The sequence below is a fragment of the Yoonia maritima genome (genome assembly GCF_003003285.1).
Lineage (GTDB): Bacteria > Pseudomonadota > Alphaproteobacteria > Rhodobacterales > Rhodobacteraceae > Yoonia > Yoonia maritima.
Genome location: NZ_PVTP01000012.1, coordinates 48,195 through 72,057, shown reverse-complemented (window position 1 = coordinate 72,057; position 23,863 = coordinate 48,195). Strand labels below are relative to the sequence as shown.

Annotated in this window: 24 protein-coding genes; 7 read left to right on the top strand and 17 right to left on the bottom strand. The window is 53.5% G+C overall.

The window, feature by feature from the left end:
• Position 1: 1 nt before the first annotated feature.
• The 15 genes from CLV80_RS15365 to CLV80_RS15295 all read right to left on the bottom strand — a co-directional run bounded on the left by CLV80_RS15365 (position 2) and on the right by CLV80_RS15295 (position 16,993).
• Positions 2-928, bottom strand: a complete 927-nt coding sequence (locus CLV80_RS15365; RefSeq protein WP_106358826.1) for an ABC transporter permease subunit — start codon at positions 926-928, stop codon at positions 2-4.
• Positions 929-940: 12 nt separating this feature from the next.
• Positions 941-1,864: an oligopeptide ABC transporter permease OppB gene (oppB, locus tag CLV80_RS15360; RefSeq protein WP_106358825.1), complete on the bottom strand. Its 924-nt coding sequence runs from the start codon at positions 1,862-1,864 to the stop codon at positions 941-943.
• Between the two features lie 83 nt (positions 1,865-1,947).
• Positions 1,948-3,579: a peptide ABC transporter substrate-binding protein gene (locus CLV80_RS15355; RefSeq protein ID WP_106358824.1), complete on the bottom strand. Its 1,632-nt coding sequence runs from the start codon at positions 3,577-3,579 to the stop codon at positions 1,948-1,950.
• A 285-nt stretch (positions 3,580-3,864) separates the two neighbouring features.
• The gene (locus tag CLV80_RS15350) at positions 3,865-4,887 is read right to left on the bottom strand and encodes a siderophore-interacting protein (protein WP_106358823.1); all 1,023 of its coding nucleotides are present in this window, start codon (positions 4,885-4,887) and stop codon (positions 3,865-3,867) included.
• Positions 4,884-5,654 carry an ABC transporter ATP-binding protein gene (locus tag CLV80_RS15345; RefSeq protein ID WP_106358822.1) on the bottom strand — a complete coding sequence of 257 codons (771 nt, stop codon included), beginning with the start codon at positions 5,652-5,654 and terminating at the stop codon, positions 4,884-4,886. Before CLV80_RS15345 ends, CLV80_RS15350 begins: the two co-directional genes overlap by 4 nt.
• The gene (locus CLV80_RS15340; RefSeq protein ID WP_106358821.1) at positions 5,651-6,628 is read right to left on the bottom strand and encodes a FecCD family ABC transporter permease; all 978 of its coding nucleotides are present in this window, start codon (positions 6,626-6,628) and stop codon (positions 5,651-5,653) included. The genes CLV80_RS15345 and CLV80_RS15340 overlap by 4 nt, the downstream gene beginning before the upstream one ends.
• Entirely contained in the window at positions 6,625-7,587 is a 963-nt protein-coding gene (locus CLV80_RS15335; protein WP_165793399.1) for a FecCD family ABC transporter permease, read from the bottom strand. Before CLV80_RS15335 ends, CLV80_RS15340 begins: the two co-directional genes overlap by 4 nt.
• A 20-nt stretch (positions 7,588-7,607) precedes the next feature.
• A complete protein-coding gene (locus CLV80_RS15330) occupies positions 7,608-8,624 on the bottom strand; it encodes an iron-siderophore ABC transporter substrate-binding protein (protein ID WP_106358819.1) in 1,017 nt (338 codons plus the stop codon).
• A gap of 65 nt (positions 8,625-8,689) precedes the next feature.
• Positions 8,690-10,807: a TonB-dependent siderophore receptor gene (locus CLV80_RS15325; protein ID WP_106358818.1), complete on the bottom strand. Its 2,118-nt coding sequence runs from the start codon at positions 10,805-10,807 to the stop codon at positions 8,690-8,692.
• Positions 10,808-11,037: 230 nt separating this feature from the next.
• Positions 11,038-12,486 (bottom strand): aldehyde dehydrogenase, encoded by a 1,449-nt coding sequence (locus tag CLV80_RS15320; protein WP_106358817.1) that lies wholly within the window; start codon positions 12,484-12,486, stop codon positions 11,038-11,040.
• A gap of 9 nt (positions 12,487-12,495) precedes the next feature.
• On the bottom strand, positions 12,496-13,221 hold the full coding sequence (locus CLV80_RS15315; protein WP_106358816.1) for an ABC transporter ATP-binding protein: 726 nt from the start codon (positions 13,219-13,221) through the stop codon (positions 12,496-12,498).
• Positions 13,214-13,942 (bottom strand): ABC transporter ATP-binding protein, encoded by a 729-nt coding sequence (locus tag CLV80_RS15310; protein WP_106358815.1) that lies wholly within the window; start codon positions 13,940-13,942, stop codon positions 13,214-13,216. Before CLV80_RS15310 ends, CLV80_RS15315 begins: the two co-directional genes overlap by 8 nt.
• Complete coding sequence (locus CLV80_RS15305) at positions 13,939-14,850, bottom strand: branched-chain amino acid ABC transporter permease (RefSeq protein ID WP_106358814.1); 912 nt, start codon at positions 14,848-14,850, stop codon at positions 13,939-13,941. The genes CLV80_RS15310 and CLV80_RS15305 overlap by 4 nt, the downstream gene beginning before the upstream one ends.
• A gap of 1 nt (position 14,851) precedes the next feature.
• On the bottom strand, positions 14,852-15,718 hold the full coding sequence (locus CLV80_RS15300) for a branched-chain amino acid ABC transporter permease (RefSeq protein ID WP_106358813.1): 867 nt from the start codon (positions 15,716-15,718) through the stop codon (positions 14,852-14,854).
• A 57-nt stretch (positions 15,719-15,775) separates the two neighbouring features.
• Positions 15,776-16,993 (bottom strand): amino acid ABC transporter substrate-binding protein, encoded by a 1,218-nt coding sequence (locus CLV80_RS15295; protein WP_106358812.1) that lies wholly within the window; start codon positions 16,991-16,993, stop codon positions 15,776-15,778.
• A 157-nt stretch (positions 16,994-17,150) separates the two neighbouring features.
• Between CLV80_RS15295 and CLV80_RS15290 the strand changes: the two genes are divergently transcribed.
• From CLV80_RS15290 to CLV80_RS15275, 5 genes are all read left to right on the top strand, one after another.
• A complete protein-coding gene (locus tag CLV80_RS15290; protein WP_165793398.1) occupies positions 17,151-18,029 on the top strand; it encodes a helix-turn-helix domain-containing protein in 879 nt (292 codons plus the stop codon).
• A gap of 189 nt (positions 18,030-18,218) precedes the next feature.
• The gene (locus CLV80_RS18505) at positions 18,219-18,383 is read left to right on the top strand and encodes a hypothetical protein (protein WP_165793397.1); all 165 of its coding nucleotides are present in this window, start codon (positions 18,219-18,221) and stop codon (positions 18,381-18,383) included.
• Positions 18,383-18,553, top strand: coding sequence for a hemin uptake protein HemP (hemP, locus tag CLV80_RS15285; protein WP_106358810.1), 171 nt, complete (start codon positions 18,383-18,385; stop codon positions 18,551-18,553). The genes CLV80_RS18505 and hemP overlap by 1 nt, the downstream gene beginning before the upstream one ends.
• Before the next feature lie 72 nt (positions 18,554-18,625).
• Positions 18,626-19,888, top strand: a complete 1,263-nt coding sequence (locus CLV80_RS15280; RefSeq protein ID WP_106358809.1) for an imelysin family protein — start codon at positions 18,626-18,628, stop codon at positions 19,886-19,888.
• Positions 19,889-19,960: 72 nt separating this feature from the next.
• The gene (locus tag CLV80_RS15275) at positions 19,961-20,212 is read left to right on the top strand and encodes a DUF1289 domain-containing protein (protein WP_106358808.1); all 252 of its coding nucleotides are present in this window, start codon (positions 19,961-19,963) and stop codon (positions 20,210-20,212) included.
• A gap of 10 nt (positions 20,213-20,222) precedes the next feature.
• Here CLV80_RS15275 and CLV80_RS15270 read toward each other — a convergent pair whose 3' ends face one another.
• Both CLV80_RS15270 and CLV80_RS15265 read right to left on the bottom strand, forming a co-directional pair.
• A complete protein-coding gene (locus tag CLV80_RS15270) occupies positions 20,223-20,693 on the bottom strand; it encodes a Dps family protein (RefSeq protein ID WP_106358807.1) in 471 nt (156 codons plus the stop codon).
• Between the two features lie 109 nt (positions 20,694-20,802).
• Positions 20,803-21,258, bottom strand: coding sequence for a hypothetical protein (locus tag CLV80_RS15265; RefSeq protein WP_243394595.1), 456 nt, complete (start codon positions 21,256-21,258; stop codon positions 20,803-20,805).
• Between CLV80_RS15265 and CLV80_RS15260 the strand changes: the two genes are divergently transcribed.
• Entirely contained in the window at positions 21,257-22,849 is a 1,593-nt protein-coding gene (locus tag CLV80_RS15260; RefSeq protein WP_106358806.1) for a di-heme oxidoreductase family protein, read from the top strand. The genes CLV80_RS15265 and CLV80_RS15260 overlap by 2 nt on opposite strands.
• Positions 22,846-23,862 (top strand): imelysin family protein, encoded by a 1,017-nt coding sequence (locus CLV80_RS15255; RefSeq protein WP_106358805.1) that lies wholly within the window; start codon positions 22,846-22,848, stop codon positions 23,860-23,862. The genes CLV80_RS15260 and CLV80_RS15255 overlap by 4 nt, the downstream gene beginning before the upstream one ends.
• The last annotated feature ends 1 nt before the right edge of the window (position 23,863 follow it).

Sequence of the window (23,863 nt, the reverse complement as noted above, 5' to 3'; positions counted from 1 at the left end):
ATCAGCGGTCCTTTGGGTCGAGAGCATCGCGCAGACCGTCACCAACAAAGAAGAAGGCAAAGATCGTTAGGACGAAGAAAAACAGTGGGAAAAGAAGCTGCCACAGCGTGCCGTATTGCATGGTCCCGGCACCTTCGCTGATCAGCGCGCCAAGGCTGGTGTTGGGTTCTTGTACGCCAAGGCCAAGGAAACTGATGAAGCTCTCAAAGATGATCATATTCGGAACAAGTAGGGTCGCGTAGACGACCACGATGCCCAGCAGGTTCGGAATGATATGCCGCAAAATGATCCGCAGCGGATGAACGCCCGTTGCAACGGCAACTTCGACGAATTCTTTGTTCTTGATGGTTAGGGTCTGACCACGCGCGATCCGCGCCATGTCGAGCCATGAGATAAGCCCAATACCGATGAATAGCATCAGGATTGAACGTCCAAAGATGACAAGCATCAAGATTAGAACGAACATGAATGGGATCGACATCAGAACATCGACGATACGCATCATGATGCCGTCAACGCGACCGCCAAAGTAACCAGCCGTCGCCCCATAAAGCGTACCGACAAGTACGGCGACCATCGCGCCCACGATGCCGACCATGAGCGAAATGCCAGTACCTTGCACCGTCCGTGCAAATAGGTCGCGCCCGCTATTGTCCGTGCCAAAATAATGGCCGGTCTCAAATGAAGGTACGCCCAAATGCGCATTGCGACCCATGAGAGAGAAATCGACAAAGTCGCGTTCCCACTGGGCAAAGAACCCACCAAATAGCGCAAAGGCCGCGACGAGGATCAAAACGATAAGTGATACCACAGCTGCCTTGTTGCGCATGAACCGTGCACGGGCCGATGCCCAGAGTGACCGGCCCTGTACCTCGGCCAAAGCAGCGGCGTTTTCGATATCTTCTACAGTTGTGCGATTGGGAAACATTTGGTGACCCCCTTAGTAGCGGATCTTGGGGTCAATCCAAGCGTAGAGGATATCAACCACAAGGTTAAAGAGAATGGTCAGTGTGCCCACCAGAATGGTGATACCCATCATGACCGAATAGTCGCGGCTAAAGGCAGAGTTCACAAAGAACGTCCCGATGCCACCTGTTGAGAAGAACGCATCGATCACGACGGAACCGGTGATCATGCCAACAAATGCTGGCCCTAAATAGGACAGCAGCGGTAAGATCGCGGGCTTCATTGCGTGGCGTAGGATGACCCGGCGCATCGGAATACCCTTGGCTTGTGCAGTTCTAATAAAGTTGGTGTTCAGCACCTCAAGCATCGAAGACCGCATAATTCGGGCGATCGACGCCATATATGACGTGGAAAGGGCAATCACGGGCATGATCAAATAGGGCCATTCGCCACCGTTCCAACCACCGCCGGGCAGCCAGCCAAGCCACAGTGTAAAGACCAGCAGTAGGATCGGCGCCATCACAAAGTTCGGTAAAACCTGCGCGCCAACGCTGAAACCAACGGCTAGGTAATCCAGCCAGCTATTTTGTTTAATCGCCGCAGCCGTGCCAAGCGTCACACCGACAACCGTTGCCAGTACAAACGACCAGAACCCATAGGTCAGTGTCACCGGAAAGCCTTGGGCGATGATGTCATTGACGGACCGGTCTTTGAATTTGAACGATGGTCCAAAATCGAAATGTGCGACAACACCCCAGATATAATCAGTGATCCGTTTCCAGAACGGCTGATCCAATCCGTATTTGGCTTGGATATTCGCAAGAACTTCGGGCGGCAGTGGGCGTTCGGAGTTGAACGGGCCGCCGGGTGCTGCGTACATCAGCACAAATGACAAGATCACAAGGATCAATAGGGTTGGCACCGCCACCATGAGGCGACGAACGACAAAGCTGAACATGTTGAATTTTCCAAGCGAAAAGCAGTGAGTGTCGCGCCCCTTATATCACAAAGGGGCGCGATCAACTGGGCAGTCGACTAAGTTTAGTCTGCTACGATGTAAAGATCGCGCGCGTACCAGTTCTGCTGAAAGTTATTATACGGCCAGCCTTTGACGTTGTGGCGTAGCATTTTGTCAGCCGCATAGTGGTAGATTGGGATGATTGGAACATCCTGCGCAATCAGCTGCTCTGCAGCTGTATACTGCACCTGAGGATTATCTGATGTTTTGGCCTCTGCCATCAGGGCGTCATACTCAGCATTTACGTATTTCGCATCATTGTAGCCGGATTCAGACTGCATGAGGTCAAGGAATGTAGATGCTTCGTTATAGTCGGCACACCACGCACCACGTGCAATTTGATAGTCTTGGTTGCCACGTGTTTCCAAGAACACCTGCCATTCTTCATTGCCAAGCGTTGTTTCGACACCCAGTGTCTGCTTCCACATTTGGCTGACCGCGACAGCGATAGATTCATGCGCCGACGAACTGTTGTAGATCAATTCCAATGACAATGGATTGTCGCTGCCGTAACCGGCGGCTTCCATCAGCTCGACCGCTTTTTCGTTGCGTTCGGCTTGGGTCATCGAAACCATTGGTGTTTCAGGCGTTTCAAAGCCAGCGGTTGCCCAGTGGGTAAACGTATAAGCAGGCTTTTGACCACCAGCGAGAACGTTGTGCACGATGATGTCACGATCAACGGCCAAAGACAGCGCCTCACGGACGTTAACATCCAAGAGCGCTGGGTTGGTCGTGTCGGTCAGGTTGATGGTGTAGTAATAAGAACATGCATTTGGCACTGACATCACGTCTTCTGGATACTCTGCTTGTAGGGCCGGGAATTGACCCGCAGGAATATCTGTCCGATCGAGCTCACCCGCGAGATACCGCGTTAGCGCTGTATCTTCGTCATTGATGACCAGCGACGTGACTTTTTCGATGATGGTGTTTTCGTTGTCCCAATACATTGGGTTGCGTTCGCGTACCAATTTTTCTTGCGGAACGTGTTCGGTCAGAACATAGGCACCGTTTGACACCATGTTACCCGGTTTGGTCCATTCTGCGCCCAGTTCTTCAACAACTTTTTCAGGAACAGGGAAGGTTGTGTAATGGGTCAGCATTTGCGGGAAATAGGGCAGGGGCTGGGTGATTTTTACGACGACGGTATGATCGTCTGGTGCTGAGATGCCGAGCGCATCTGTTGGCATGTCGCCTGCGATGACCTCGGATACGTTTTCAACCGCCATCAGTTCTAGAAACCAAGAATATGGTGACGCCAATTCCGGGGATGCCGCGCGGCGCCACGCGTAAACAAAGTCGCTCGCGAGAACAGGATCGCCATTCGACCACTTCGCATCACGCAGGGTGAATGTGTATGTCAGCAGATCGTCAGAGACTTCATAGCTTTCCGCCACGCCGGGAACGATATTGCCATCAGCGTCTTGGTTCATCAGGCCTTCGAACAAATCACGCACGATGTCGCCGCCATCGGAATCTTCGACAACGCCCGGGTCGATTGATGGGCTTTCGTCGAGCGTACGGTAGGTAAATGTCTGATCTGCAGCAAGTATTTCGCCCGTTACGGGGTGCGTTGCATGTGCGTCTGCAAAAGCGGCACCGCCTAAGACTGTAAATACAGCAGCAGTGGTTGCCATCAATGTTGATCTAAATGTCATGGATTTTCCCTGTTTGCCGCCCGTTGGCCGGACGGGGTTTCGTTGTCCCGTACGCTTTGAGCGTCGATCCTTAATCCTTTGACCAATGAGTCAAAATGGCAAGTAACTTTTCAGCTACCCTGACGGAAACTTATGCAAATAGGTAATTTTTAGGCGTTTAGGCGTGTCTTGCGAACGTTGTGATCATTTCTAACCTCAGAAAACCAATATCAATCTATGGTTGTTTTTCGGCGGATCAGTCAGAGCGATTCGCAATGCATCCAATGTGGTAGTCCCCGACAACGGCTAATAAGCCCAATATCCGGAAAAGTAGCTTTCGGTTTTGGTCGCGCCTTTTTTTAGGAAGAAATCTTTTGCTTTACGTACGATTCCACGTTCTGTCGCGATCCAGACGAAGGTACCCGCGGGCAATTGGTCGATCTTGGATAGTTTCGACCATAATGTTGTTTTGTCCTGACGTACGACCCATTCGACTTGAACGCCTGAAGGGGTGGTAATTGGCGATATATCTTGTGCGTCGCCCACCTCGATGATGGCGCGGCCAGTGGTGTGCGTCGCTGCGTTGGCCAATATGCGTCGAATTGCGGGCAGTGCGGTTTCATCGCCAGCGATAAGTAGTGCATCGCAAACCGGAAAATCACCACCGCCAGGCCCCATGATTCCAACGACGTTGCCGGGCAGCGCAGATTGTGCCCAATTTGTTGTGCGCCCCCCCGCATGTTCAAAGATGTCGAAGCTAAAGCTGCTAGAAACGGGGTCAAAATCAACGAAAGTATATCCGGCGCGGTGAAGCGTGTCGTCGCCTGTCGGCCATACCGTGCGTTTTTTGTCGTCCAGCATAGGCCAAACGGCTGGCCTGTTTTCAGGCGGTAACAAAAGGGAAAAATGCATGCCACCCGATGAGAACGGGACAAGATTTTCACACTTGATGACAACGCGCAGAAAATTTGCAGATACGCGCTGCACCGAAAGCACAGAACCTAGCTGAAAGTTGGGAGGCGTAATGTTGACGTTTTCATCACCCGTCCATTTCATATCGGCACTTGCCTGCGGAACAACATGATCGAGCAAATAAATCACGGCTTCGCGTGTTTGGTATAAATGGGTGTCGTCTGGCGCGACGATTGCAACGCCGAAGCCTAGGTTTTCAACCGAAAACGAAACCGAAGCTTCGCCATACGTGACCTCCAACCGATCAGAATATTGGGTCATAGGTAGACCGTATTCCTCGATATGAGATTTGATATGTGGTAGCAGACCATCGGGGACAGTACCGTCAAAGCGGCTTGTTGATGTTGATTTGGTCATAGTGGGATTACCATTGGTGTGTTTGTAACAGGGTCCGGATCGACGCGCGCCTTAAGCCCGAATGCATCCAACAAATTCGCGGCGGTCAGGACTTGATTTGGTGGACCCGCTGCAACCAATCGCTTGTGCCCCAACAAGACCAGCTGATCGGAATATCGTGCGGCAAGGTTCAGGTCATGAAGTACTGAAATAACGGTGAGCCCGGTTTCTTTGTTCCGTTTACGAAGGAGGCTCAACACCTCAATCTGATGAACGAGGTCAAGAAATGTGGTCGGTTCGTCTAACAGCAACAGCGGGGCGTTCTGTGCCAAAACCAAAGCGATCCACGCACGCTGGCGTTGCCCGCCTGAAAGCTCGTTGATTGGGCGTTCTGCTAAGTCTTGCATTTGAACAGCTGCAAGCGCGTCATGACACGCTTTGGAATCTTCATCCCGCCAAGGGCTGAGGAAGCCGCGCCAAGGTGTGCGTCCGCGTTTGACCAAATCAGCAACGCTGATGCCCTCTGGTGCGAGCGGTGCTTGGGGAAGGATTGCCATCTCGCGCGCGAGAGCGCGTGTGTCGCGGGTGTTAATATCAACACCATCTAACACCACCTGTCCTGCGCTGGGCTTTTGTAATCGGGCCATTGCTTTGAGCAGCGTTGATTTACCACACCCGTTCGGGCCCAAGATGGATACCATCTGGCCCTTTGAAAAGGTCAGGTTCAGGCCCTCGATCACGTTTTGATCATCATATCCAAGCGATAGATCAACGGTTGTCAGGCTCATAGCTCACCTCTTTTCATTTCTCGTGATAGACGCCAGAGTAGGTAAGGCGCGCCCAAAATTCCGGTCATAACACCTGCAGGCAGCTGAACGCCGGGCAGGGCTGCCCGTGCCGCAAGGTCCGCGAGCATGAGCACAAGCGCACCTGCGCCTGCGCCTGACAGCATTTTGCCGGTAAGGCTTTGGGCACCTGTCATGCGAATTCCCATGGGGCCGGCCATCAACGCCACAAACGGTACAGGGCCCGCCACTGCCACACCTGTCGCAGCAAGCAAGACAGCCGTACCAGAAAGCAGCCAGCGGGCTGCCCCGACACGTAATCCCAGCCCAGCCGCGAGGTCAGGCCCTAATTCAAGCGCCGCAAGATTTCGCATTTGTCCAAATGACACTGCTGTTAGTACGCCGCCAATGATCCAGACCTGGGTGGCATGGCTCCAGTCGCGTGCGGCAAGCGATCCTGTTAACCAGCGCTGCGCTTCCGCGGCTTCATTGTGGGCAAGCAATGTAAGCAGAAAGGTTGATAGTGCAGAGCTGAAGAAACCGACGCCAAGTCCGACCAAAATCAGTGTGAGCGGCGCAGGGGCATGTCCTTTTTGGTGGGTAATCAAAGCGACGCACCCGGCGGCAACAAGACCGCCGATTGCGGCGACGAGTGGCATGGGCGCATTGATCCCGAATGCGACGGCAATAATAATGGCCAAGCCCGCCCCAGAGGTGAAACCCATGATGTCTGGTGCGGCAAGTGGATTTCTAAATAGCGCTTGGAACAATGCCCCTGACAGCCCTAACACGGCACCTGCGCCAAATGCGGTGACGACACGCGGCCCCCGGATCGTGTTGACCATCAGCGCGCCGGGTCCTGTGCCGGTTGTCATGCCTTCCCACAGGGTTGCTATCGACAACGAAGACTGCCCAAAGATAAGCGAGGCAACAACGGTCCCGCAAAGCAGGCATATCATAAAGACGGGGCCTCTCATGATTGGGCTCCTGGGCGCAGACGCCGAGCGACCCAAAGGAATACAGGCCCGCCTAGTAAGGCTGTCATAATGCCAGCGCGAACTTCGGATGGTGCCATCACAACCCGGCCTAACACGTCAGCAAACAAGAGGATCGTCGCCCCAAGGATGGCTGAGACGATCAGTTCCATTCGAAGCCAGTGACCGACAATCAGTCGCGCCAATGGTGGCACCATCAGGCCAAGGAACGCAATCGGCCCCGCGACAGCGACAGCTGATCCGGTTGTCAATGTTACAACAGCTAAAGCGCCCGCTTGGACCCTGCCGGGGCGTGTTCCTAACCCGCGTGAAAGCGCGGAACCTAATGATAATGCCTCAATCTGCGGCGCAATAGCGAGAGCAGCAAGACCGCCGACGGACGCAACCATAGCCATTTCCATTAATGGGCGTGTGGTTGCTTGGGTTAATGACCCCGCGACCCAAAAGCGAAATACCTCAAGAGAGTCTTGCCGCACGAGCACCAATGCTGTCACCAACGACAATAACAGCGCATTCAACGCGGCCCCAGCGAGTGTGAGCCGCACAGGGCCAACATCACCGCGCAAACCGCCACCAAGGGCGAAGACAATAATCGATGCAATCGCGGCACCCGGGAACGTGAGCAATGCAACCATTGCCTGATCAGAACGTCCCAACAGTGTAGTCCCCAACAGTAAAGCAAACGCGGCGCCCGAATTCACGCCCAAGATACCGGGATCAGCGAGCGGATTTCGCGTGATTGCCTGCATCACCGTTCCCGCAACGCCAAGTGCGGCCCCAGCAATCAGGCCAGCGAACAATCGCGGTATGCGAATGGCCGCAACAGTTACATGTGCGGGATCTGTTTGGTCGTAGTGGGTTAACGCCTCTAGAAATATACGCGGAGAGATGCTGCGCGCACCAACTGCGAGCGCTAAGGCCACCGCGAAAATCAGAAGCATAACGATCCCGGCAAAGCGCATTATTCGGTTAAACCTGCTTCTAATGCTGTCGGGACGACCGTTGACGGATCACCGTCCAGCGCGAGCTTCATCTGCGGTTCAAGTTGTTCGAGCGCATATGGCAACGACAGGACGGTACCAAATGAAACAGCACCAGCGAGCAGTTGATTGCAAAACACTTCGCGGCCTTCGCGGTAGGCATTCAATGTACGCCGCATCGCAAGGTTTGCGATATCAGGCGCGCGATCTGTTGATGAAATCCATAACAGTAGATCAGCATCGAGCGGAGAAAGATCCTCTGGCGACAATGTCGTATAGAAGCCGTCGATGATTGTTTGTTCGGTCAATTTTTCTGTTGGCCGGAAGCCAAGGTCCGTAAAGAAACGGGCACGGGTATCTTCGCCCATGAAGGCACCAGTTTGGCCGCCATCATGCCATGCCGCGACTGCTGTCTTGCCAGCCCAGTCTGGATTTCGGGCTTTAATATCAGCGAATTTTCCATGCACATCAGCGATGATCGTTTCTGCCAGATCAGACTTACCAACAGCCCGCGCAATCGTGCGCAGACCAACATCCCAAGGTGTTCCATAGGCAGAATATTCGTCTGAATGCATAAGCACCGGCGCGATCTGTGAAAGCAGCGCGTATTCTGCTTCGGATATGCCTGACCCATTTGCGACAATTAAATCGGGGGCAAGGCCAGCAACTGTTTCCGCAGATACTTCGCCAGTCATAACCGTAGGTTTTGCATCGCCCAAATGCTCTTGCGCCCAAGGCCAAACGCCATAAGGATAATCGCCATACCAATAACGGATCCCAACGGGTGCAATGCCCAAGGCCAAGATTGAATCGTGCGAGTTGTAGCCCAAAGAAACCACGCGCTTTGCGGGGGCGGGCAGTGTTATTTCACCATATGCGTGCTGAAACGTCAGATCGGTACTTTGCGCAAGGGCAGGTGGGGCAGCCAAAACACTTGCTGTACCTGCTAGAAAACTGCGGCGGTTCAGTGTCGTTGAAATGAAACTGTTCTTGAGCATGTGCTATCCGTTCAATTGCAAAGATGGAAACCTCCGCCCGGTGTGCAGGGCGAAGGTTGTTGTCATTACCAAGTGTATTTGAGCGTGGCGCGTGTCGTCCGACCGTCACCATAGTATTCGCTACCGTAGTAGGATGTGGTCATATATTCGGTATCAAACAGGTTGGTCACGTTGAGCTGCAAGTCGACATTCTCCGTCACCGCATAGCCGAATGCAGCATCGACGACCGTGTAGGATTTAACATTTGTGGTGTTCGCGTCGTCTCCAAATGTCTGCCCCATGAAACGTGCCCCTAGGCCAAAGTTCATGTCACCCAAGCTATCTAGGTCCTCGATGGCATAGTTTGCCCAGACCGAAGCAATATGTTTAGGCAGTCGGGCAGGGCGGTTACCTTCGTTTGTGGCGATCCCATCATCGACAATTTCGGCATCCCAATACGCATAAGAGCTTAGCAAACTGAAGTTATTTGAGATTTCCGCTTTGGTCTCCAGCTCAAGCCCGCGCACGTTGACCTCGCCGATCTGGCGGCTTTCGGTTGGCGACACTTGTGTGTTCACGTTTGTCTGCGTCAGGTCAAAGATTGATGCCGTGAACAGCGCGTTCATGCCTGCGGGGCGGTATTTCATGCCCAGCTCGTACTGTTCGCCTTCTTGCGACTCGAGAGAGATATTCGTGAGGTTTGGTTGGAAGGATTCTGAATAGTTTGCGTAGACCGACAGGTCGTTTGTTGCTTTGTAAGTTAGCCCAAAACGTTTTGTGAATGCTTCAACAGTGTCTTCAGGAACTGTCGTATCGATGCCCGAATAAACATCGTAGCTGACATTCGACGCCATATCGATCACGTCATATCGCCCGCCCAAGGTTGCAATCCAACGATCATCAAATGTTAGTTCTTCTTGGACATACAATGATGTTGTTTTGAGCTCTGGCGCCCAGACGATGTAGTCCGGCACTGTAATGCAGGCTGTTCCGCAATAGTTGGGATCGTTTGCATCAATACCCGACGCGCTGCCGTATTTAGATGCTTCGTCCATTTGGAACCAAGTATATTCAAGCCCGACCAGCGTTTGCGATTCTACTCGACCAAAACTGCGTTCGTATTGAAGCCGGTTATCGATTGCGAATTGTTCACTATGCCCATCGACGGCAAAGGCACTACGCGCCGCTGTCGGATCAGACGTCGCGCCGTAGACTTGTTCATAGGTAAGATCCAATTCCATGTAGCGCGCGGTGCTTCCAAAGCTCAGGCCGCCACCGAAATCGTGATCAAACTGAAAGCCGATGTTGCTTTCGACTGTGTCCATTTTGTTAAAGTCTGGTTCACCAAGGAACGTATCAATGTCGACATCAAGCGTATCGGAGAAACCGACACCCGGCACGCTGTCGTGTTCTTTGTAGTCGGCCAAAAATGTCAGTGTCGTCGCATTTGTAGGTGCGTATGTTAAACCAACCGCCAGATAGCGGCGATCATCTGTTGAATAGTCATAGCCATAGGCTCCGTCTTGCACTTTTGTTGTGACGCGATAGCTCAGCGATCCGTCGTCGTTCAATGTGTTGCCAAAATCGGCACCGACTTCGCTGTGATCTTCGCCCAGTGTCACATATGTTTCTGCAAAAGCTTCACCTGTTGGGCGTTTTGTTACACCGTTGACCAATCCTCCGGGCGCGTTCAAACCAAACAGTGACGAATTCGATCCTTTTAGCACTTCGATACGTTCAAATGCATAGGGTTCGCGACGACCAAAGGTAAAGAATTCCCCGCGTACAGGTAGCCCATCGCGGTAGGTTCCGTTGGCAAGCTGGTCAAATCCACGAATACGGAATGCATCATAGCGGTCATCGCCGCCCCACTCGTTGACCATGACACCGGATGTGTAGCTCAGAACTTGTTCTAGATTCTGTGCGCCACGTGCCTCGACTTCTTTGGCAGTGACAACCGAAACGGATGCGGGGGCATCCAGAAGATCAGTATCTGTCTTACTGCTGGATGTCGTGCTGGACGCAACGACCGTTTCTTCATCTGATGCGGTATCAAGCGTAATCGTACCCAGCATCTGTGATTGAGTATCTTGTGCAAAACCTGCGGCGGGAAAGGCAATCGCAGTACAGGATAAAAGAGCGATTTTTAAACCTGATCGAACCAACATGTGTTGCGTGGCGGTCGTGTATGATTGATTTTGCATGTGCGTATCCTGCAAGCTTTAGTTTTAGGTGGCTTGCTGGTGGCCGCGTCAAAAGGTGGATGTGCAGACATTGACTTGCTATGATTTAAATCCGACTAATTTACTTGGTATTGATCGGGTGCAATGGCAAAAACGCAAGACTGTGGAGGTGTTGCGTTTTTGTTTCATGTATTCATACCGTACCGGTTGAGTTGTTACCGCTTTGACCTGTGGCTTTCACAGGAATGCGCCTAAATTGGATAATGGATCGGGCCATCTTGCATCGTGATCCAACGTAGTTCGGTGAATTCCTCGATGCCCCATGATCCACCGAAACGCCCATATCCAGATGCTTTCACCCCGCCAAACGGCATTTGTGCTTCGTCATGGACTGTGGGGCCGTTGATGTGGCAAATGCCGCTTTCGATGCGTTTGGCGACCGCCAAGGCCGCCATTGTATCACGGCCAAACACCGCAGACGATAGGCCGAATTCGCTTTCGTTGGCGATACGAATTGCTTCGTCTGCTGATCCTGCGCGGATGATCGCGACAACCGGACCAAAGCTTTCTTCAGTATAAATACGCATTTCTGGGGTTACATTATCAAGTGCTGCTGCATTCAATATTGTTCCTTGGCCGCCGCCCGCAATTAACGTCGCGCCTTTGTCGACGGCATCGGCGATAAGTTCTTTCACGCGGTCGGCGGCCCCTACGTTCACCAACGATCCCAGTGGCGCGGTCCCGTCGCGCGGATCGCCAGCGATAAGTGTTTCGACTTTGGTAGTGAAAGTTTTTACAAAATCATCGCCAGCGCTGCCTACGGTGATAATCCGTTCAGTAGACATGCAGATTTGGCCTTGGTTCATATAGGCAGAAAAACCAGCAGCAGCGACGGCAGCATCGATGTCGGCATCTTCCATAATAATCATTGGGGCCTTGCCCCCCAGTTCAAGAAGCGCGGGCTTTAGGTTGCGCCCAGCAAGTTCGCTGATGATACGGCCGACGCGGGTAGAGCCCGTAAAATTGACGCGCCGAATTGCGGGATGTGCAACCAGTGTTTCGACGATCTTTGGGGCTTCATCTGGGGCGTTTGAAATGGCGTTCAAAACGCCCTTTGGAAATCCGGCTTCAGATACCGCTTCTATGATCAGCGCATGGACGCGCGGACATAGTTCAGAAGTCTTCATGACAACGGTGTTGCCACAAGCCAACGGCGTTGCGATTGATCGTACACCAAGTATTACCGGTGCATTCCACGGCGCCATAGCAAGAACGACACCAGCAGGTTGGCGTATGGCCATTGCAGTAGACCCCGGGCGGTTAGATGGAATGATCTCGCCTTTGATCTGGGTCGTCAGGGCTGCTGCTTCGACAAGCATATCTGCAGCCAGCATTACATTGAAACGCGCCCATGCTTCGGTCGCGCCGATTTCGTCTTTCATTGCCTGAACGATGTCATCGCCACGGGCCTTTAGGTTTTCTGCAGCGGCAAGTAACGCGCGTCTTCGTTGTCCCGGGCCAGTAGATGACCAACCCGAAAAGGCGCGTGCCGCTGCATCGACAGCGCGGGACACGTCGGCAAGCGATGCAGCCGCAGCTTCGGTGACGATTTCTTCGCTGACCGGGTTCTTATGCGTAAATACACGGTTGTCTTCTGCAGGTACGTATTCGCCATCAATAAAAAGATCTACATTTTTCATATCGCGTTCCTATGCGTTTACCGGTGCGACAGCGCCACCAAGAAAGGCGCGTTCCACGGAAGGGTTGGATTTGATTTCTTCGGCGGGGCCTGATCCGGTGATCCGACCGACCTCGACCAAATAGACGTAATCAGCGAGCGCGAGTGTCGCCCGCGCATTCTGTTCTACGATTACGATGGTTAGACCCTTTGCCCGGATACGGGTGAGGGCCGAGAATACTTCTTTGACCACGATAGGCGCGAGCCCCAGTGACGGCTCGTCCAACAGCAAGATTTCGGGGTTGGACATAAGCGCCCGACCGATCGCGACCATCTGTTGTTCACCGCCAGACATGGTGCCCGCGATCTGGCCGCGCCGTTCTGCCAGCTTTGGGAAAAGGTTGAAGACCTCTGCTAAGGTTTCAGTCGCGCCTTCGCGTGCACGCTTTGGTATTGCGCCAAGCCGCAGGTTTTCTTCGACACTTAGTCCCGGGAATATTCCACGACCTTCGGGAACAAGAGCAATACCGTGCTCGGCGAGTTTATGGGCCGGCATGTCGAGCAAGGACTGGCCGTTATAACGAATTACACCTGACTGCGGGCGCGCTCGTCCACCAATCGCCCCGAGCAATGATGATTTCCCAGCGCCATTCGCGCCCAGTATTGCCACCATCTGGCCTGCTTGAACGCTGATAGATGCGTTGTCTAACGCGATGTGTTTGCCGTAGGCGACTGTCAGGTTCTCAACTTCAAGCATCGACGTCTTCTCCTAGGTAGGCAGTGACAACGGCTGGGTCTGTCAGCGCTTTGTCTGTTTGTTCGTCCGCGATCAGTTTCCCCGAATTCATGACGACAACGCGGGGACAAAGTGCGCGAACCGCATCGATAATATGTTCGACCATCAAAATGGTTAGCCCGCTGTCGCGTAGCTCACTGATCAGCTTGATGCCTTCTTCCAGCTCGGTAGGGTTAAGGCCTGCCAACCATTCATCAAGCAATAGTAGCTCAGGCTCGGCCGCCAGTGCGCGGGCAAGTTCCAATCGCTTTTGGTCGATATATGTTAGATCTCCGGCTGACATTGTGGCGCGTTCTGATAGGCCAACCATCGCGAGCGCATCTTTTGCGACACGTTCAGCTGCGGCACCCCAATGTGCCTTGTGCCCAAAGACGGCGGGGATCTTGACGTTTTCTATCAACGTAAGCGATGGCAAAATGCGTACCAGTTGAAACGTCCGCGCAACGCCGCAACGGGCAATCTTATCGCGGCGTAACCCCGTAAGCTGTTGCCCATTCAGAGTGATTGTTCCAGCGCTGGCAGGCAATGCGCCCGAGATCAGGTTGATCAGCGTTGTCTTTCCAGACCCATTTGGCCCAAGCAACCCGACGATTTCGCCACGCTTCAAACTGAATGATACATCGTCAACAGCGCGCAATCCGCCAAACTGCTTTACGGCATGTTCTATTGCAAGAAAGCTCATGACTGGACCTTTCGACGCGCGCGTAGTTTTTCAATGCCTGCAAGTATGCCGTCTGGAAGTAGGAAAACGACGCCGATGAACAACAGCCCCATGAAGATCGGGTAGCTGTCGGGGAAGTTGGTAGATAGCCACTCGAACACCAGAAACAGCGGGACAGCCCCAAGCGCCGGTCCCCACAACCGATTTGCCCCACCGAGCAACGCCATGATCACTGTCAGAAAGCTGACCGTTGGATTGAATACAATTGCGGGTTCTACATAGACATAGCGTGGCGAAGTTATTGCACCTGCCAGCGTTAGGATGACCGCTGACAACACGAATGCGATCAGTTTGACGCGTGCAAGATTGATGCCGGAATGTGCTGCGACGGCTTCGTCGTCACCGATAACGCGTAGTGCCATGCCAAGCCGTGACCGATGTATCCATGCCGTTAGTGCGATGGTTGCGGCACCTAGTGCTAGCATTTGCCAATAGATATCGCGTGCCGAGATATCGAGGAAGATATAGCGACCCAGCGTGCCTGTAACGTTAACTTCGTACCAGGTGATCAGCTGCCTAACGAGTTCCGCCAAGCCAAAGCTGAAGATCACGAAATAGACGCCCTGAAGGCGCAGCGTTGACAGGCCAACCAAGGCTGCCATCGTGGCGCCAATGCCGCCAGCGCACAGCAGAACAGCCCAATAGGGTAGCGCCTCGTTCAGGACGGCCATGCAATATGCACCTGTCCCGTAAAACGCGACCGTTGCAAGCGACACATAATGCGTGTGTCCAGAAAACAGCGCCCAAGCAGAGGCGAGGGTCACATAAGTCGCAGCACCGATAAGCAGGCCAAGCCCATAGGCCGAGACGAAATTGGGCGCAAAAGCCAGCGCAACGAGAGCGAGGAGAGGAATGATGAGTTTGGTCATATCAGCGTGCTCCGAACAGGCCTTGCGGGCGCCACAAAAGGACGACCAAGAAGATTGCAAATGTGGCTGCTAGGGTCAGGCCGGGATCAATTGCGGTTGCGACGAATGTCTCAAGCAATCCCAATGCGATGCCTGCAACCAACGCGCCTTTAACATTTCCAACCCCGCCCATGATGACAATCACGAGGGCCTTCATGGTGAACACGACGCCGTCAGTAGCCGAGAACGTTTGATACATAGCAATGGATGCACCCGCGACGACAGCAAGCGCTGTTCCCAACGCAAACCCTTGTCGCGCGACCTTGTTCACATCGATACCAACAAGCGGTGCAGAGCCGGGTGTTAACGCGACTGCACGCATGATCAGGCCCCAGCGTGTTTTTGCGAGCGCTAGAACCAATGCGCCGCCAGCAACAACACATATGCCAAATGCAATCAGCCGGTTCAGTGCGACAGACACGCCAAGAACATTCACGCCCCGATCGAGGTAGGAAATTGAGGTGAAATTTGCGCCGAACAACATCAGCAAAATGCCCTGGATCAGGAACAGCAGCCCAAAGGTGGCAAGGATACTATCGACCTCGAGTCGGCCGCGCGCACCTGACCGCTTAACCAATGGGCGCATCATACCCTGATAGAGGAACCACCCAAGCGCATAGCCCGCAGGCGCGATCAGTATCATCGCGATGAGTGGAGATAATCCGAGCTGTTGAAATACTGCAACGAGGACGAATGCGCCAACGAGGGTAAGCTCGCCATAGGCCAAATTCATGATCCTAGCGATCCCGTATTGTAGTGTTAGACCAAGCGCGAGAAGGGCATAAGTGCTGCCCAGCACAAGGCCGAGGATGAGTGTCGTTAAGATCATGATGTCTCTGCTTTTTATGGTGTGTGCGGCGGCGTTATCCGCCGCACGACGATCAATTTACCATTCAGGCTTTGGAATGATGGGGGTAGATGCGCCTTCGGCATCTGCAGGGTTGATCGCGCGGAACGCCCCACCTTGCCACTGACCTACCCACCACAAATCGCGCAGTTGGTTATCCTCAAGCTTCACCTCGCCTATGACTGTGTCAAAGGTGCCTGTCGAAATTTCGGTGGCCAAGGCTTCATGGTCGAGCCCGACACGTTCGATGGCCTGTGCCAGCATTTCAAGCGATGCATAGGTGATTGCAGATGCCCAGCTATCAGGTGGGTTGCCCACGAATTCGGTATGTCGCGCAAAGTATTCCTGAATCGCAGGGCTGTCGGCATTCACACCACCGATTGCCATGACACCTTCGGCTTTGCCGTCTGCGATCCCCGGATAGATCGGGAACGCGCCACCAACCGAGATGTAGAACGCTTTGGGGTTATAGCCCATTGATTGCGCGGTTTTGGTCATCCCAAAGCTGCCCGGTGGATAAGAAAATGCAACAAAACTGTCCGCGCCTGATCCTTGGGCTTCGCTCATGATTGCAGCAAAATCGGATGTACCAAGCGGGTAGCTTTCGTCATAGACCAGTTCAAAACCGGCCTCTTCAAATGCTGGCCGTGCACCGGAAATGAGGTCGATGCCAAAACCATCAGCAACAGACACCACGGCAACCTTATCGTTGATCGTACCAGCATCGCGTGCCGTTGACAGCACATCAACCAAGCCCGCAGCATAATCGTGGCCACCGCCAAGCATCCAGAAGCTCCGGTCCCAGCGCGCAGCGAATTCGGGCGCTTTGTCGGTGACTGCAGTGACTGCCAGTTGTGGATAGCCAAAACGCGCCATCAGGGGTGCGATAGCAAGGTTCGCGCCTGTTCCCCAAGGCGGCAGGATCAGATCGACCTCATCTTGCGAGGCAAGGCGCTCGATTGTGCGAACCAGATCTTCGTTCGACGAACGGTTATCGTATTCGACGACTTCGATCATGCGTCGTGAACCGTCGGGCATGGTCAGGCCGCCGGACTTGTTCACTGTATCTACCCAAAGCTCATAGTTTGGGATTGTCGTGATACCAGCGCCAGTCGCGTTGGGGCCAGTGCGAGCAACGGCATAGCCGATGGAAATTGTGTCATCTTGAGCGACTGCAGGCACAGCTGGCAGTGTAATTGCCGAAGCCACAGTAAAAGACAGTGCACAGATGGATGTGCGCCGCGTAAAACGTTTCATGGTATCCTCCCTAATGGTCCGGATTGCGCCGAACCTTTGTCTGTCCACCGCGCTTCTCCCGTGGCTTTGGCGGACCTGAGTGTAAGCATAGGCCGACAAACTGGTCGCCATAAATGCATATATGCGATCAATAATTGTACTTTTGATTGGTATTGCGATGCATAACGATGTTATTTGGGGCGAAATGTCTTTGCGTCCATCATATCCACGTCGTGAACAACCCAGCGTGAATCGTATCGAAAGCCCACTCACACGGTCTGGATACGCGTTGACTGACGGTTGGTCGCATTTGTTGCTGCTATACTCTGGTGCTGCGCAGGTAATTGACGGAGATGCGTTTGTCGGACCGCGTTTGGTTTGGTTGTCGGATGGAAGAGGGGAACTTGTCGTGGACAGCGGCGCTAGGGGCAGGCTGTTGTCAATGCCTCATGTATCGTTATTGCAAGCGCTGCCCGTGACGCCGCTTGGTGATCAAATGCGACAAATCATCAGTCGGGACCTTTCCGCCCCGTTAGAGGAAGAGGACAGGTTGTATACGTTGATTGAAGGGTTTTCGCGTGAACGAACAGAAGCGGGTCCCGGTGCCGACATCGCGCAGGCGCATTACCTTGGTTTGATCTTGGTGCAAGTATGGCGTCAGGCCCGCGCGGATATCGTGTCACACGTGCGGTCCCCGCAGGGCTTGGCCGAAAGGTTCGTTTTACTTGCATCGCAACGTGTTCGCGAGCATTGGACCGTAGATCGCTATGCATCTTCGCTGAATGTAAGCCGTGATCGGCTGGGTGTCGCAGTAAAGCGCGCAACTGGTGTATCGCCGCAAGCGTATCTTCATCGTGCCCTAACACGCGAGGCAATGGAGCTGCTGGCGAATACAGGCGCAACTGTAGCGCAAATCGCGTTTCGGCTTGGGTTTGGCGATCCAGCTTATTTTACGCGGTTTTTTAAACGACAAGTTGGTGAAAACCCTGGGGCATTTCGCAAAGAGAACCGGATTCAGGACGATGGTTCAACAGGTTCGTTTGCTGCTTGGCCTTAGGTGCTGATGTGTATCGGACTTGGTTTGGTTGGCATTGATCGACTGTTTTCCCCTTTTGTTGCTTTGATAATATGTAATCCGAGTAAAAAAGTCGGATTGACTTTGTTGATTAAATTGCTCAGGTAATAAGCATCTTATCCTTGGGCTGTCCAAGGATGCCGAAAGGCGACCCGCCAGAAGGACCTTGCGATGCAACAGGGAACACAACAGACAACCGAAAAAGCCGCTGATCGTGGTGCAAGTCGCCCCGCTCGGACAGAGTTTGTCGATGTGATGTATCAGCCTGCCACGTTCGAAGGTCTTAGCCTTGAGTGGGTTTTTGATCGGTTTGAGCGTCAAGGAGGACATGCGTAATGTCTGTACATCCGCTTCCACGCACAACTAAGCCAGCAGAACCACAGCAACTGCCAACATATTCAGCGTCCGATTTGACGCAAAATGGCGACCGTGCGCTGATCACGCTTGGCGACCAGACTTATACGCTGCGGATTACGCGGGCAGGTAAATTGATTTTGACCAAATAAGCCCCGCATTCCGTTCCGGACCGCAGCCAACGTTATCCTCATCACTGTATGTTTTACTAAAGGAACGACTACATGAAACGTATCTACCTGCTTTCAACTGCGCTGGGCCTTAGCCTTGCAACGCCTGCGCTGGCTGTTGAAAAGGCTGATGTCCTGAATACTTATGCAGATATTGCTGCGGCCAACTATGACGATGCATTGATCACTGCCAAGACGTTGCAAGCGACTGTAGACGCGTTGATTGCAGACCCATCCGCAGAGGCATTGCAAGCTGCGAAATCCGCTTGGCTCGCGTCGCGCGTTCCTTACCAGCAGACCGAAGTTTTCCGTTTCGGCAACGCGATTGTTGATGACTGGGAAGGCAAAGTGAATGCTTGGCCGCTTGATGAAGGTCTGATCGACTATGTTGATACGTCCTACGGCGGTGCAACGGACGAAAACGCATTTGCTGCGCTGAACGTTGTTGCGAACCCATCCTTCACGTTGTCCGGTACTGAAGTTGACGCGGCTGCGATCACACCTGAGCTGCTGGCAGAGACGCTGCACGAGGCTGATGGTGTCGAATCTAACGTTGCAACGGGTTACCACGCGATTGAATTTCTGCTGTGGGGCCAAGACCTGAACGGTCACGGCACTGGTGCGGGTAGCCGTCCTTGGACAGATTACGCCGCTGGCGATGACTGCACGGGCGGCAACTGTGACCGTCGCGGTGAATACCTGAAAGCAGCGACTGACCTGTTGGTGTCCGATCTTGAGTGGATGGCTGCACAGTGGGTTGATGGTGGTGCAGCGCGCGCAGAACTGACCGAAACCGAAGCAACTGGTATCTCTGCTATCCTGACCGGCATGGGTTCACTTTCATACGGTGAGCAAGCTGGTGAGCGTATGCGCCTTGGCCTGATGCTGAACGATCCAGAAGAAGAGCACGATTGCTTTTCTGACAACACACATAACAGCCATTATTACGACGGTTTGGGGGTGCAAAACGTTTATCGCGGTGAATACATCCGCGTAGACGGTACTTTGGTCACTGGTCCGTCACTGTCTGATCTGGTTGCAGAAACAGACGTAGGTCTGGACACCGAAGTGCAAACCAAACTGTCCACAACAATGCTTGCACTTGGCCGTATCAAGTCAGCTGCCGAAGCTGGTTTTGCTTATGATCAAATGCTTGAGCGTGGAAACGAAGCAGGTGAAGCACTGGTCATGGGGGGCGTGAACGGCTTGATCGATCAGACACGTTCGTTTGAACGCGTAGTCGCGGCGCTTGGTGTTGATCAGATTGCATTCGAAGGCTCTGACAGCCTTGACGATCCAGAAGCGGTTTTCGAATAGAAACCGGTTACTAATCACATTAAACTGGGGCGGCATTCCAAAGGGGTGCCGCCCTTTTCCGTCGGAGCCAACATGCCAAAGACCCCAAGCCCCTGCATTGACGTGTGCAAATTCAAGCGCGAAGGCCACTGTATTGGTTGTTCGATGACCAAGGCGCAAAAGTCCATCTTTAAGAAGTTAAAGAAAGACAGCCAGCGCGAAGGTTTCGTGACCATGCTGATGGCGCAGCAAGAGGTCATGGGGAAATACGCAGGTTGGCGCATTGCCTATGCGAAAAAGTGCAAGAAAAAAGGCGCCGAAGCGCCTTTTGAACTCGTTAACTGAACAAAAATACTTAAGCGAGGTGCGAACGTAGGAACCACGCGAACTTTTCGTGTGTTTGACCGCGTGCGATGCACAGGTCTTCGGTCAGTGTGTCGCCGTGTGATGCAGCCAGTTCACCGCAACCTGCCAATGTAGCAGCCAGCGTTTCCTGCGCGTCGAGCATCATTTTGATCATTTCCTTGTCGGTGGCTTTGCCTTCGAATTCGGAAACTTTGGACCGTTTGATCATGCCAGCAAGCGTACCTTCGGCGTGCGCGTCAATTGCTTTGATGCGCTCTGCGAGGTCGTCTTGGGCGACAAAATGGTCTTCGTACATTTTCTGGAAAAGGTCGTGCAGCGGGCCGAATGCCATGCCGGTGACGTTCCAGTGAAAGTTTTGCGCAAGCATCGTCGTGACCGCAGTTTCGGCGACTGTCTGGTTCAGTGCTTCTGCGATTGCTGCTTTTGCGTCGGTGCTAAGAGTGATGGCAGTCTGTGTCATGTCAGTTCTTCCTGCGATTCAAAATAAATGCTGGCTGGCGAAAAGCTGGCTTGCTTATCGCCTTATTTATAGCAGTTTTTGTAAAAGCCAAGAACTTTTTAGAATAATTCTAAACTTGAGAGAATTGCTCGGAAATTCCCCGGATCAGAAAACCTATGTGACGTTGGTGTTCACGCGGTACGCGTGATCGAACGAGGAATGAAAAACTATCGCCGTCGCCGCGCTTAATCGCGCTGAGAGCCTGCACAAGCCAAGCTTCATCAAATGAAATTTCTTCGGTTCCGGGCCGAAAGAACGTGGTTTTGCGACTCGTTACTTGGCGCAAGCATTTGATCAAGGCGCGGGCATGGGCATCGCGCACGGTTTCAGGTTGGGTGGAAAGCAGTGCACAAGCCTTGAACAAGTCCATCTGGGCCGCTACCCGGCATTCCAATGCAATCACGCGAAGCGCATTCAGAACGTCACGCCATTGTGCTGCCATATCTGGTGGGCTTTGGGGCTGACGCGCTGGTTCTTCGGACAACGGTCGTGCCACCATGTCGCAGCTCAGGATCGGTTTTGCCATGAAAAGTGACTCGCGCTTTTTGAATTCCGACTATAACTATCAGAAATATCCGAGCTTAGAAAGATATCTTGTGCGCCGTTCTGTTATTAATCTTGGCTTCGCGCTGATTTGTGCACCCGTTGCGGCCGTTTCGGGGGTGTTGGATGAGCCACATCTGAACATCATTCCCCGTACCGAAGCTGAAACTGCCCGAATCCAAGCTGTCACGGAACCGACAACGGATTTCAGCGCCGCCGCCCGGTTCGAAGAAAAATCTGCGGGCGCTGCCACTGTCCGCGCGCGGCGGGATGCAGATGCGTTTTCGCAATCCTCGGCGAATATCAGTTTTGAGGATGAGCTGACTTTTAAGGTTGGTAACGGTTTCTTTCGCAAGCTGTGGGTGTCATCGCCATCATCGACGCTTGCCTCTGACGGTTTGGGGCCGCTGTATAACGCGCGGTCCTGTCAGCGCTGCCACCTAAAGGACGGCCGTGGGCATACGCCCGAAAATGCATCTGATAGCGCGGTTTCTCTGTTCTTGCGTGTTTCCATTCCGGGCGGCTACGACGACAAAATTGCAGACATCGAAGACTACATCGCAACGCTTCCTGACCCGACTTACGGTGAGCAGCTACAGGATTTCGCCGTGCAAGGGCATCCGGCGGAATACCGGTTAGAAGTGACCTATGCCGAAGAAACCGTAACGCTGGCAGGTGGAGAAACCGTCAGCCTGCGCCATCCGACGTATCGCGCGGCTGACCTTGGCTATGGCCCACTTCACCCCGACGCGATGTTAAGCCCACGTGTCGCACCCCAAATGATCGGCCTTGGTTTGCTAGAGGCGATCCCAGCCGCAGATATCTTGGCAAATGCTGATCCTGACGATGCCGATGGTGACGGGATTTCTGGTCGTGCGAACATCGTTTGGTCTGTTGAATTTGATCAGCCCATGCTTGGCCGCTTTGGTCTGAAGGCGGGAGCGCCGACAGTTCGCCACCAATCCGCTGCAGCGTTTTCTGGTGACATTGGTATCTCATCACCTTTGTTCCCAAACGGGGCAGGGGAATGCACGGTTGCCCAAGTCGACTGTCTGGCTGGTCCGCATGGTGACGGTGATGCGCGCGTGACCGAAGTTGATGACCAGGGGCTTGATCTTGTGACCTTCTATAGTCGCAATTTGGGTGTGCCCGCCCGCCGGGATGTCGATGACCCGCGGGTTCTGCACGGCAAAGAACTGTTTTACCAAACCGGCTGTATCTCATGTCACCAGCCCAGCTTCGTAACGCATCGGCTGGAAGACCGACCTGAACAAAGCTTTCAACTGATATGGCCCTATTCGGACCTCTTGTTGCATGACATGGGCGAAGGGTTGGCTGATCACCGGCCAGAAGCCCGTGCGACAGGAACTGAATGGCGAACCCCGCCGCTTTGGGGTGTTGGTTTGACAGAGCAAGTCAGCGGCCACACATATTTCTTGCACGACGGCCGCGCGCGTAGCCTGCTAGAGGCAATTCTCTGGCATGGGGGTGAAGCGCAGCCTATGCGTGACGCAGTTGCCGCGATGCAAAAACAAGACCGCGACGATCTAATCACATTCTTGGAGAGCTTATGAGACCTCTATTCTTTTCCTTTGCAATGATATTGGCTGCAGTTCCGGCAGTGGCGCAGCCCATTTCGGAACTGACAGCGGACGCCGTGAATAACCACGTATTGCCAGGGTTTTCGCGTTTGGCGGCACAGTCACAGGTGTTAGCCGATGTTGCTCAATCCGATTGTGTATCTGGGTCGCCGCAGTTGCAGGCAGCCTATGGGGATGCGTTTGACGCATGGATTGGCGTAAGCCATCTGCGCTTTGGCCCAAGCGAGCGCGATGATCGCGCCTATGCGCTTGCGTTTTGGCCCGACAGCCGGGCGGTAACGCCAAAGACGCTTGCTGCAATGATCGCGTCAGAGGACGACATTGCGCAAAACCTTGATGATTATGCTGACGTATCTATTGCCGCCCGCGGATTTTATGCGCTTGAATTTCTGCTATACGACGACGTAATTGCGGTCGCAGGAACTGATGCATATCGGTGTACGCTTATTCGCACGGTGACCGGCGATATCGCGGCCCTGACAGATGCGATTTATGATGACTGGACCAGCGGTTATGCCGATCAGCTGTTGCACCCTTCGCCCGAAGCGACCTACCACACCGAAGAAGAAGCGGCCCAAGAGATGTTCAAAGCCGTTTCGACAGGGTTAGAATTTGTCGGCGATACGCGTTTAGGGCGTCCGTTGGGAACATTTGATCGTCCGCGTGCAACCCGTGCCGAAGCGCGGCGCTCGGGTAGATCTGCCCGCCATGTTGAGCTGTCACTCGTAGCATTGCGTGACCTTGCGATGCGATTGGCAGGCGACGATGTCGCGCTTGCCACCAATCTAAACAATGCATTTGATCGCGCGCAATCGCGTGTTGAACAACTTGACGATCCTGTCTTTGCAGGCGTGGATGACCCTATGACACGGTTTGAAATAGAGGTGGTGCAGCAAAATGTGAGCGCGATCAGAACTGTCGTGCGCAATGAACTGGGCCCTAAACTGGGGGTAATCGCGGGTTTCAACGCCTTGGACGGAGATTAAC

What these genes read in the sequence shown, in the direction of transcription:
- CLV80_RS15365 (WP_106358826.1), bottom strand. Translation starts at nt 928, where the DNA reads ATGTTTCCCAATCGCACAACTGTAGAAGATATCGAAAACGCCGCTGCT.
- oppB (WP_106358825.1), bottom strand. Translation starts at nt 1,864, where the DNA reads ATGTTCAGCTTTGTCGTTCGTCGCCTCATGGTGGCGGTGCCAACCCTA.
- CLV80_RS15355 (WP_106358824.1), bottom strand. Translation starts at nt 3,579, where the DNA reads ATGACATTTAGATCAACATTGATGGCAACCACTGCTGCTGTATTTACA.
- CLV80_RS15350 (WP_106358823.1), bottom strand. Translation starts at nt 4,887, where the DNA reads ATGACCAAATCAACATCAACAAGCCGCTTTGACGGTACTGTCCCCGAT.
- CLV80_RS15345 (WP_106358822.1), bottom strand. Translation starts at nt 5,654, where the DNA reads ATGAGCCTGACAACCGTTGATCTATCGCTTGGATATGATGATCAAAAC.
- CLV80_RS15340 (WP_106358821.1), bottom strand. Translation starts at nt 6,628, where the DNA reads ATGAGAGGCCCCGTCTTTATGATATGCCTGCTTTGCGGGACCGTTGTT.
- CLV80_RS15335 (WP_165793399.1), bottom strand. Translation starts at nt 7,587, where the DNA reads ATGCTTCTGATTTTCGCGGTGGCCTTAGCGCTCGCAGTTGGTGCGCGC.
- CLV80_RS15330 (WP_106358819.1), bottom strand. Translation starts at nt 8,624, where the DNA reads ATGCTCAAGAACAGTTTCATTTCAACGACACTGAACCGCCGCAGTTTT.
- CLV80_RS15325 (WP_106358818.1), bottom strand. Translation starts at nt 10,807, where the DNA reads ATGCAAAATCAATCATACACGACCGCCACGCAACACATGTTGGTTCGA.
- CLV80_RS15320 (WP_106358817.1), bottom strand. Translation starts at nt 12,486, where the DNA reads ATGAAAAATGTAGATCTTTTTATTGATGGCGAATACGTACCTGCAGAA.
- CLV80_RS15315 (WP_106358816.1), bottom strand. Translation starts at nt 13,221, where the DNA reads ATGCTTGAAGTTGAGAACCTGACAGTCGCCTACGGCAAACACATCGCG.
- CLV80_RS15310 (WP_106358815.1), bottom strand. Translation starts at nt 13,942, where the DNA reads ATGAGCTTTCTTGCAATAGAACATGCCGTAAAGCAGTTTGGCGGATTG.
- CLV80_RS15305 (WP_106358814.1), bottom strand. Translation starts at nt 14,850, where the DNA reads ATGACCAAACTCATCATTCCTCTCCTCGCTCTCGTTGCGCTGGCTTTT.
- CLV80_RS15300 (WP_106358813.1), bottom strand. Translation starts at nt 15,718, where the DNA reads ATGATCTTAACGACACTCATCCTCGGCCTTGTGCTGGGCAGCACTTAT.
- CLV80_RS15295 (WP_106358812.1), bottom strand. Translation starts at nt 16,993, where the DNA reads ATGAAACGTTTTACGCGGCGCACATCCATCTGTGCACTGTCTTTTACT.
- CLV80_RS15290 (WP_165793398.1), top strand. Translation starts at nt 17,151, where the DNA reads ATGCATAACGATGTTATTTGGGGCGAAATGTCTTTGCGTCCATCATAT.
- CLV80_RS18505 (WP_165793397.1), top strand. Translation starts at nt 18,219, where the DNA reads ATGCAACAGGGAACACAACAGACAACCGAAAAAGCCGCTGATCGTGGT.
- hemP (WP_106358810.1), top strand. Translation starts at nt 18,383, where the DNA reads ATGTCTGTACATCCGCTTCCACGCACAACTAAGCCAGCAGAACCACAG.
- CLV80_RS15280 (WP_106358809.1), top strand. Translation starts at nt 18,626, where the DNA reads ATGAAACGTATCTACCTGCTTTCAACTGCGCTGGGCCTTAGCCTTGCA.
- CLV80_RS15275 (WP_106358808.1), top strand. Translation starts at nt 19,961, where the DNA reads ATGCCAAAGACCCCAAGCCCCTGCATTGACGTGTGCAAATTCAAGCGC.
- CLV80_RS15270 (WP_106358807.1), bottom strand. Translation starts at nt 20,693, where the DNA reads ATGACACAGACTGCCATCACTCTTAGCACCGACGCAAAAGCAGCAATC.
- CLV80_RS15260 (WP_106358806.1), top strand. Translation starts at nt 21,257, where the DNA reads ATGAAAAGTGACTCGCGCTTTTTGAATTCCGACTATAACTATCAGAAA.
- CLV80_RS15265 (WP_243394595.1), bottom strand. Translation starts at nt 21,258, where the DNA reads ATGGCAAAACCGATCCTGAGCTGCGACATGGTGGCACGACCGTTGTCC.
- CLV80_RS15255 (WP_106358805.1), top strand. Translation starts at nt 22,846, where the DNA reads ATGAGACCTCTATTCTTTTCCTTTGCAATGATATTGGCTGCAGTTCCG.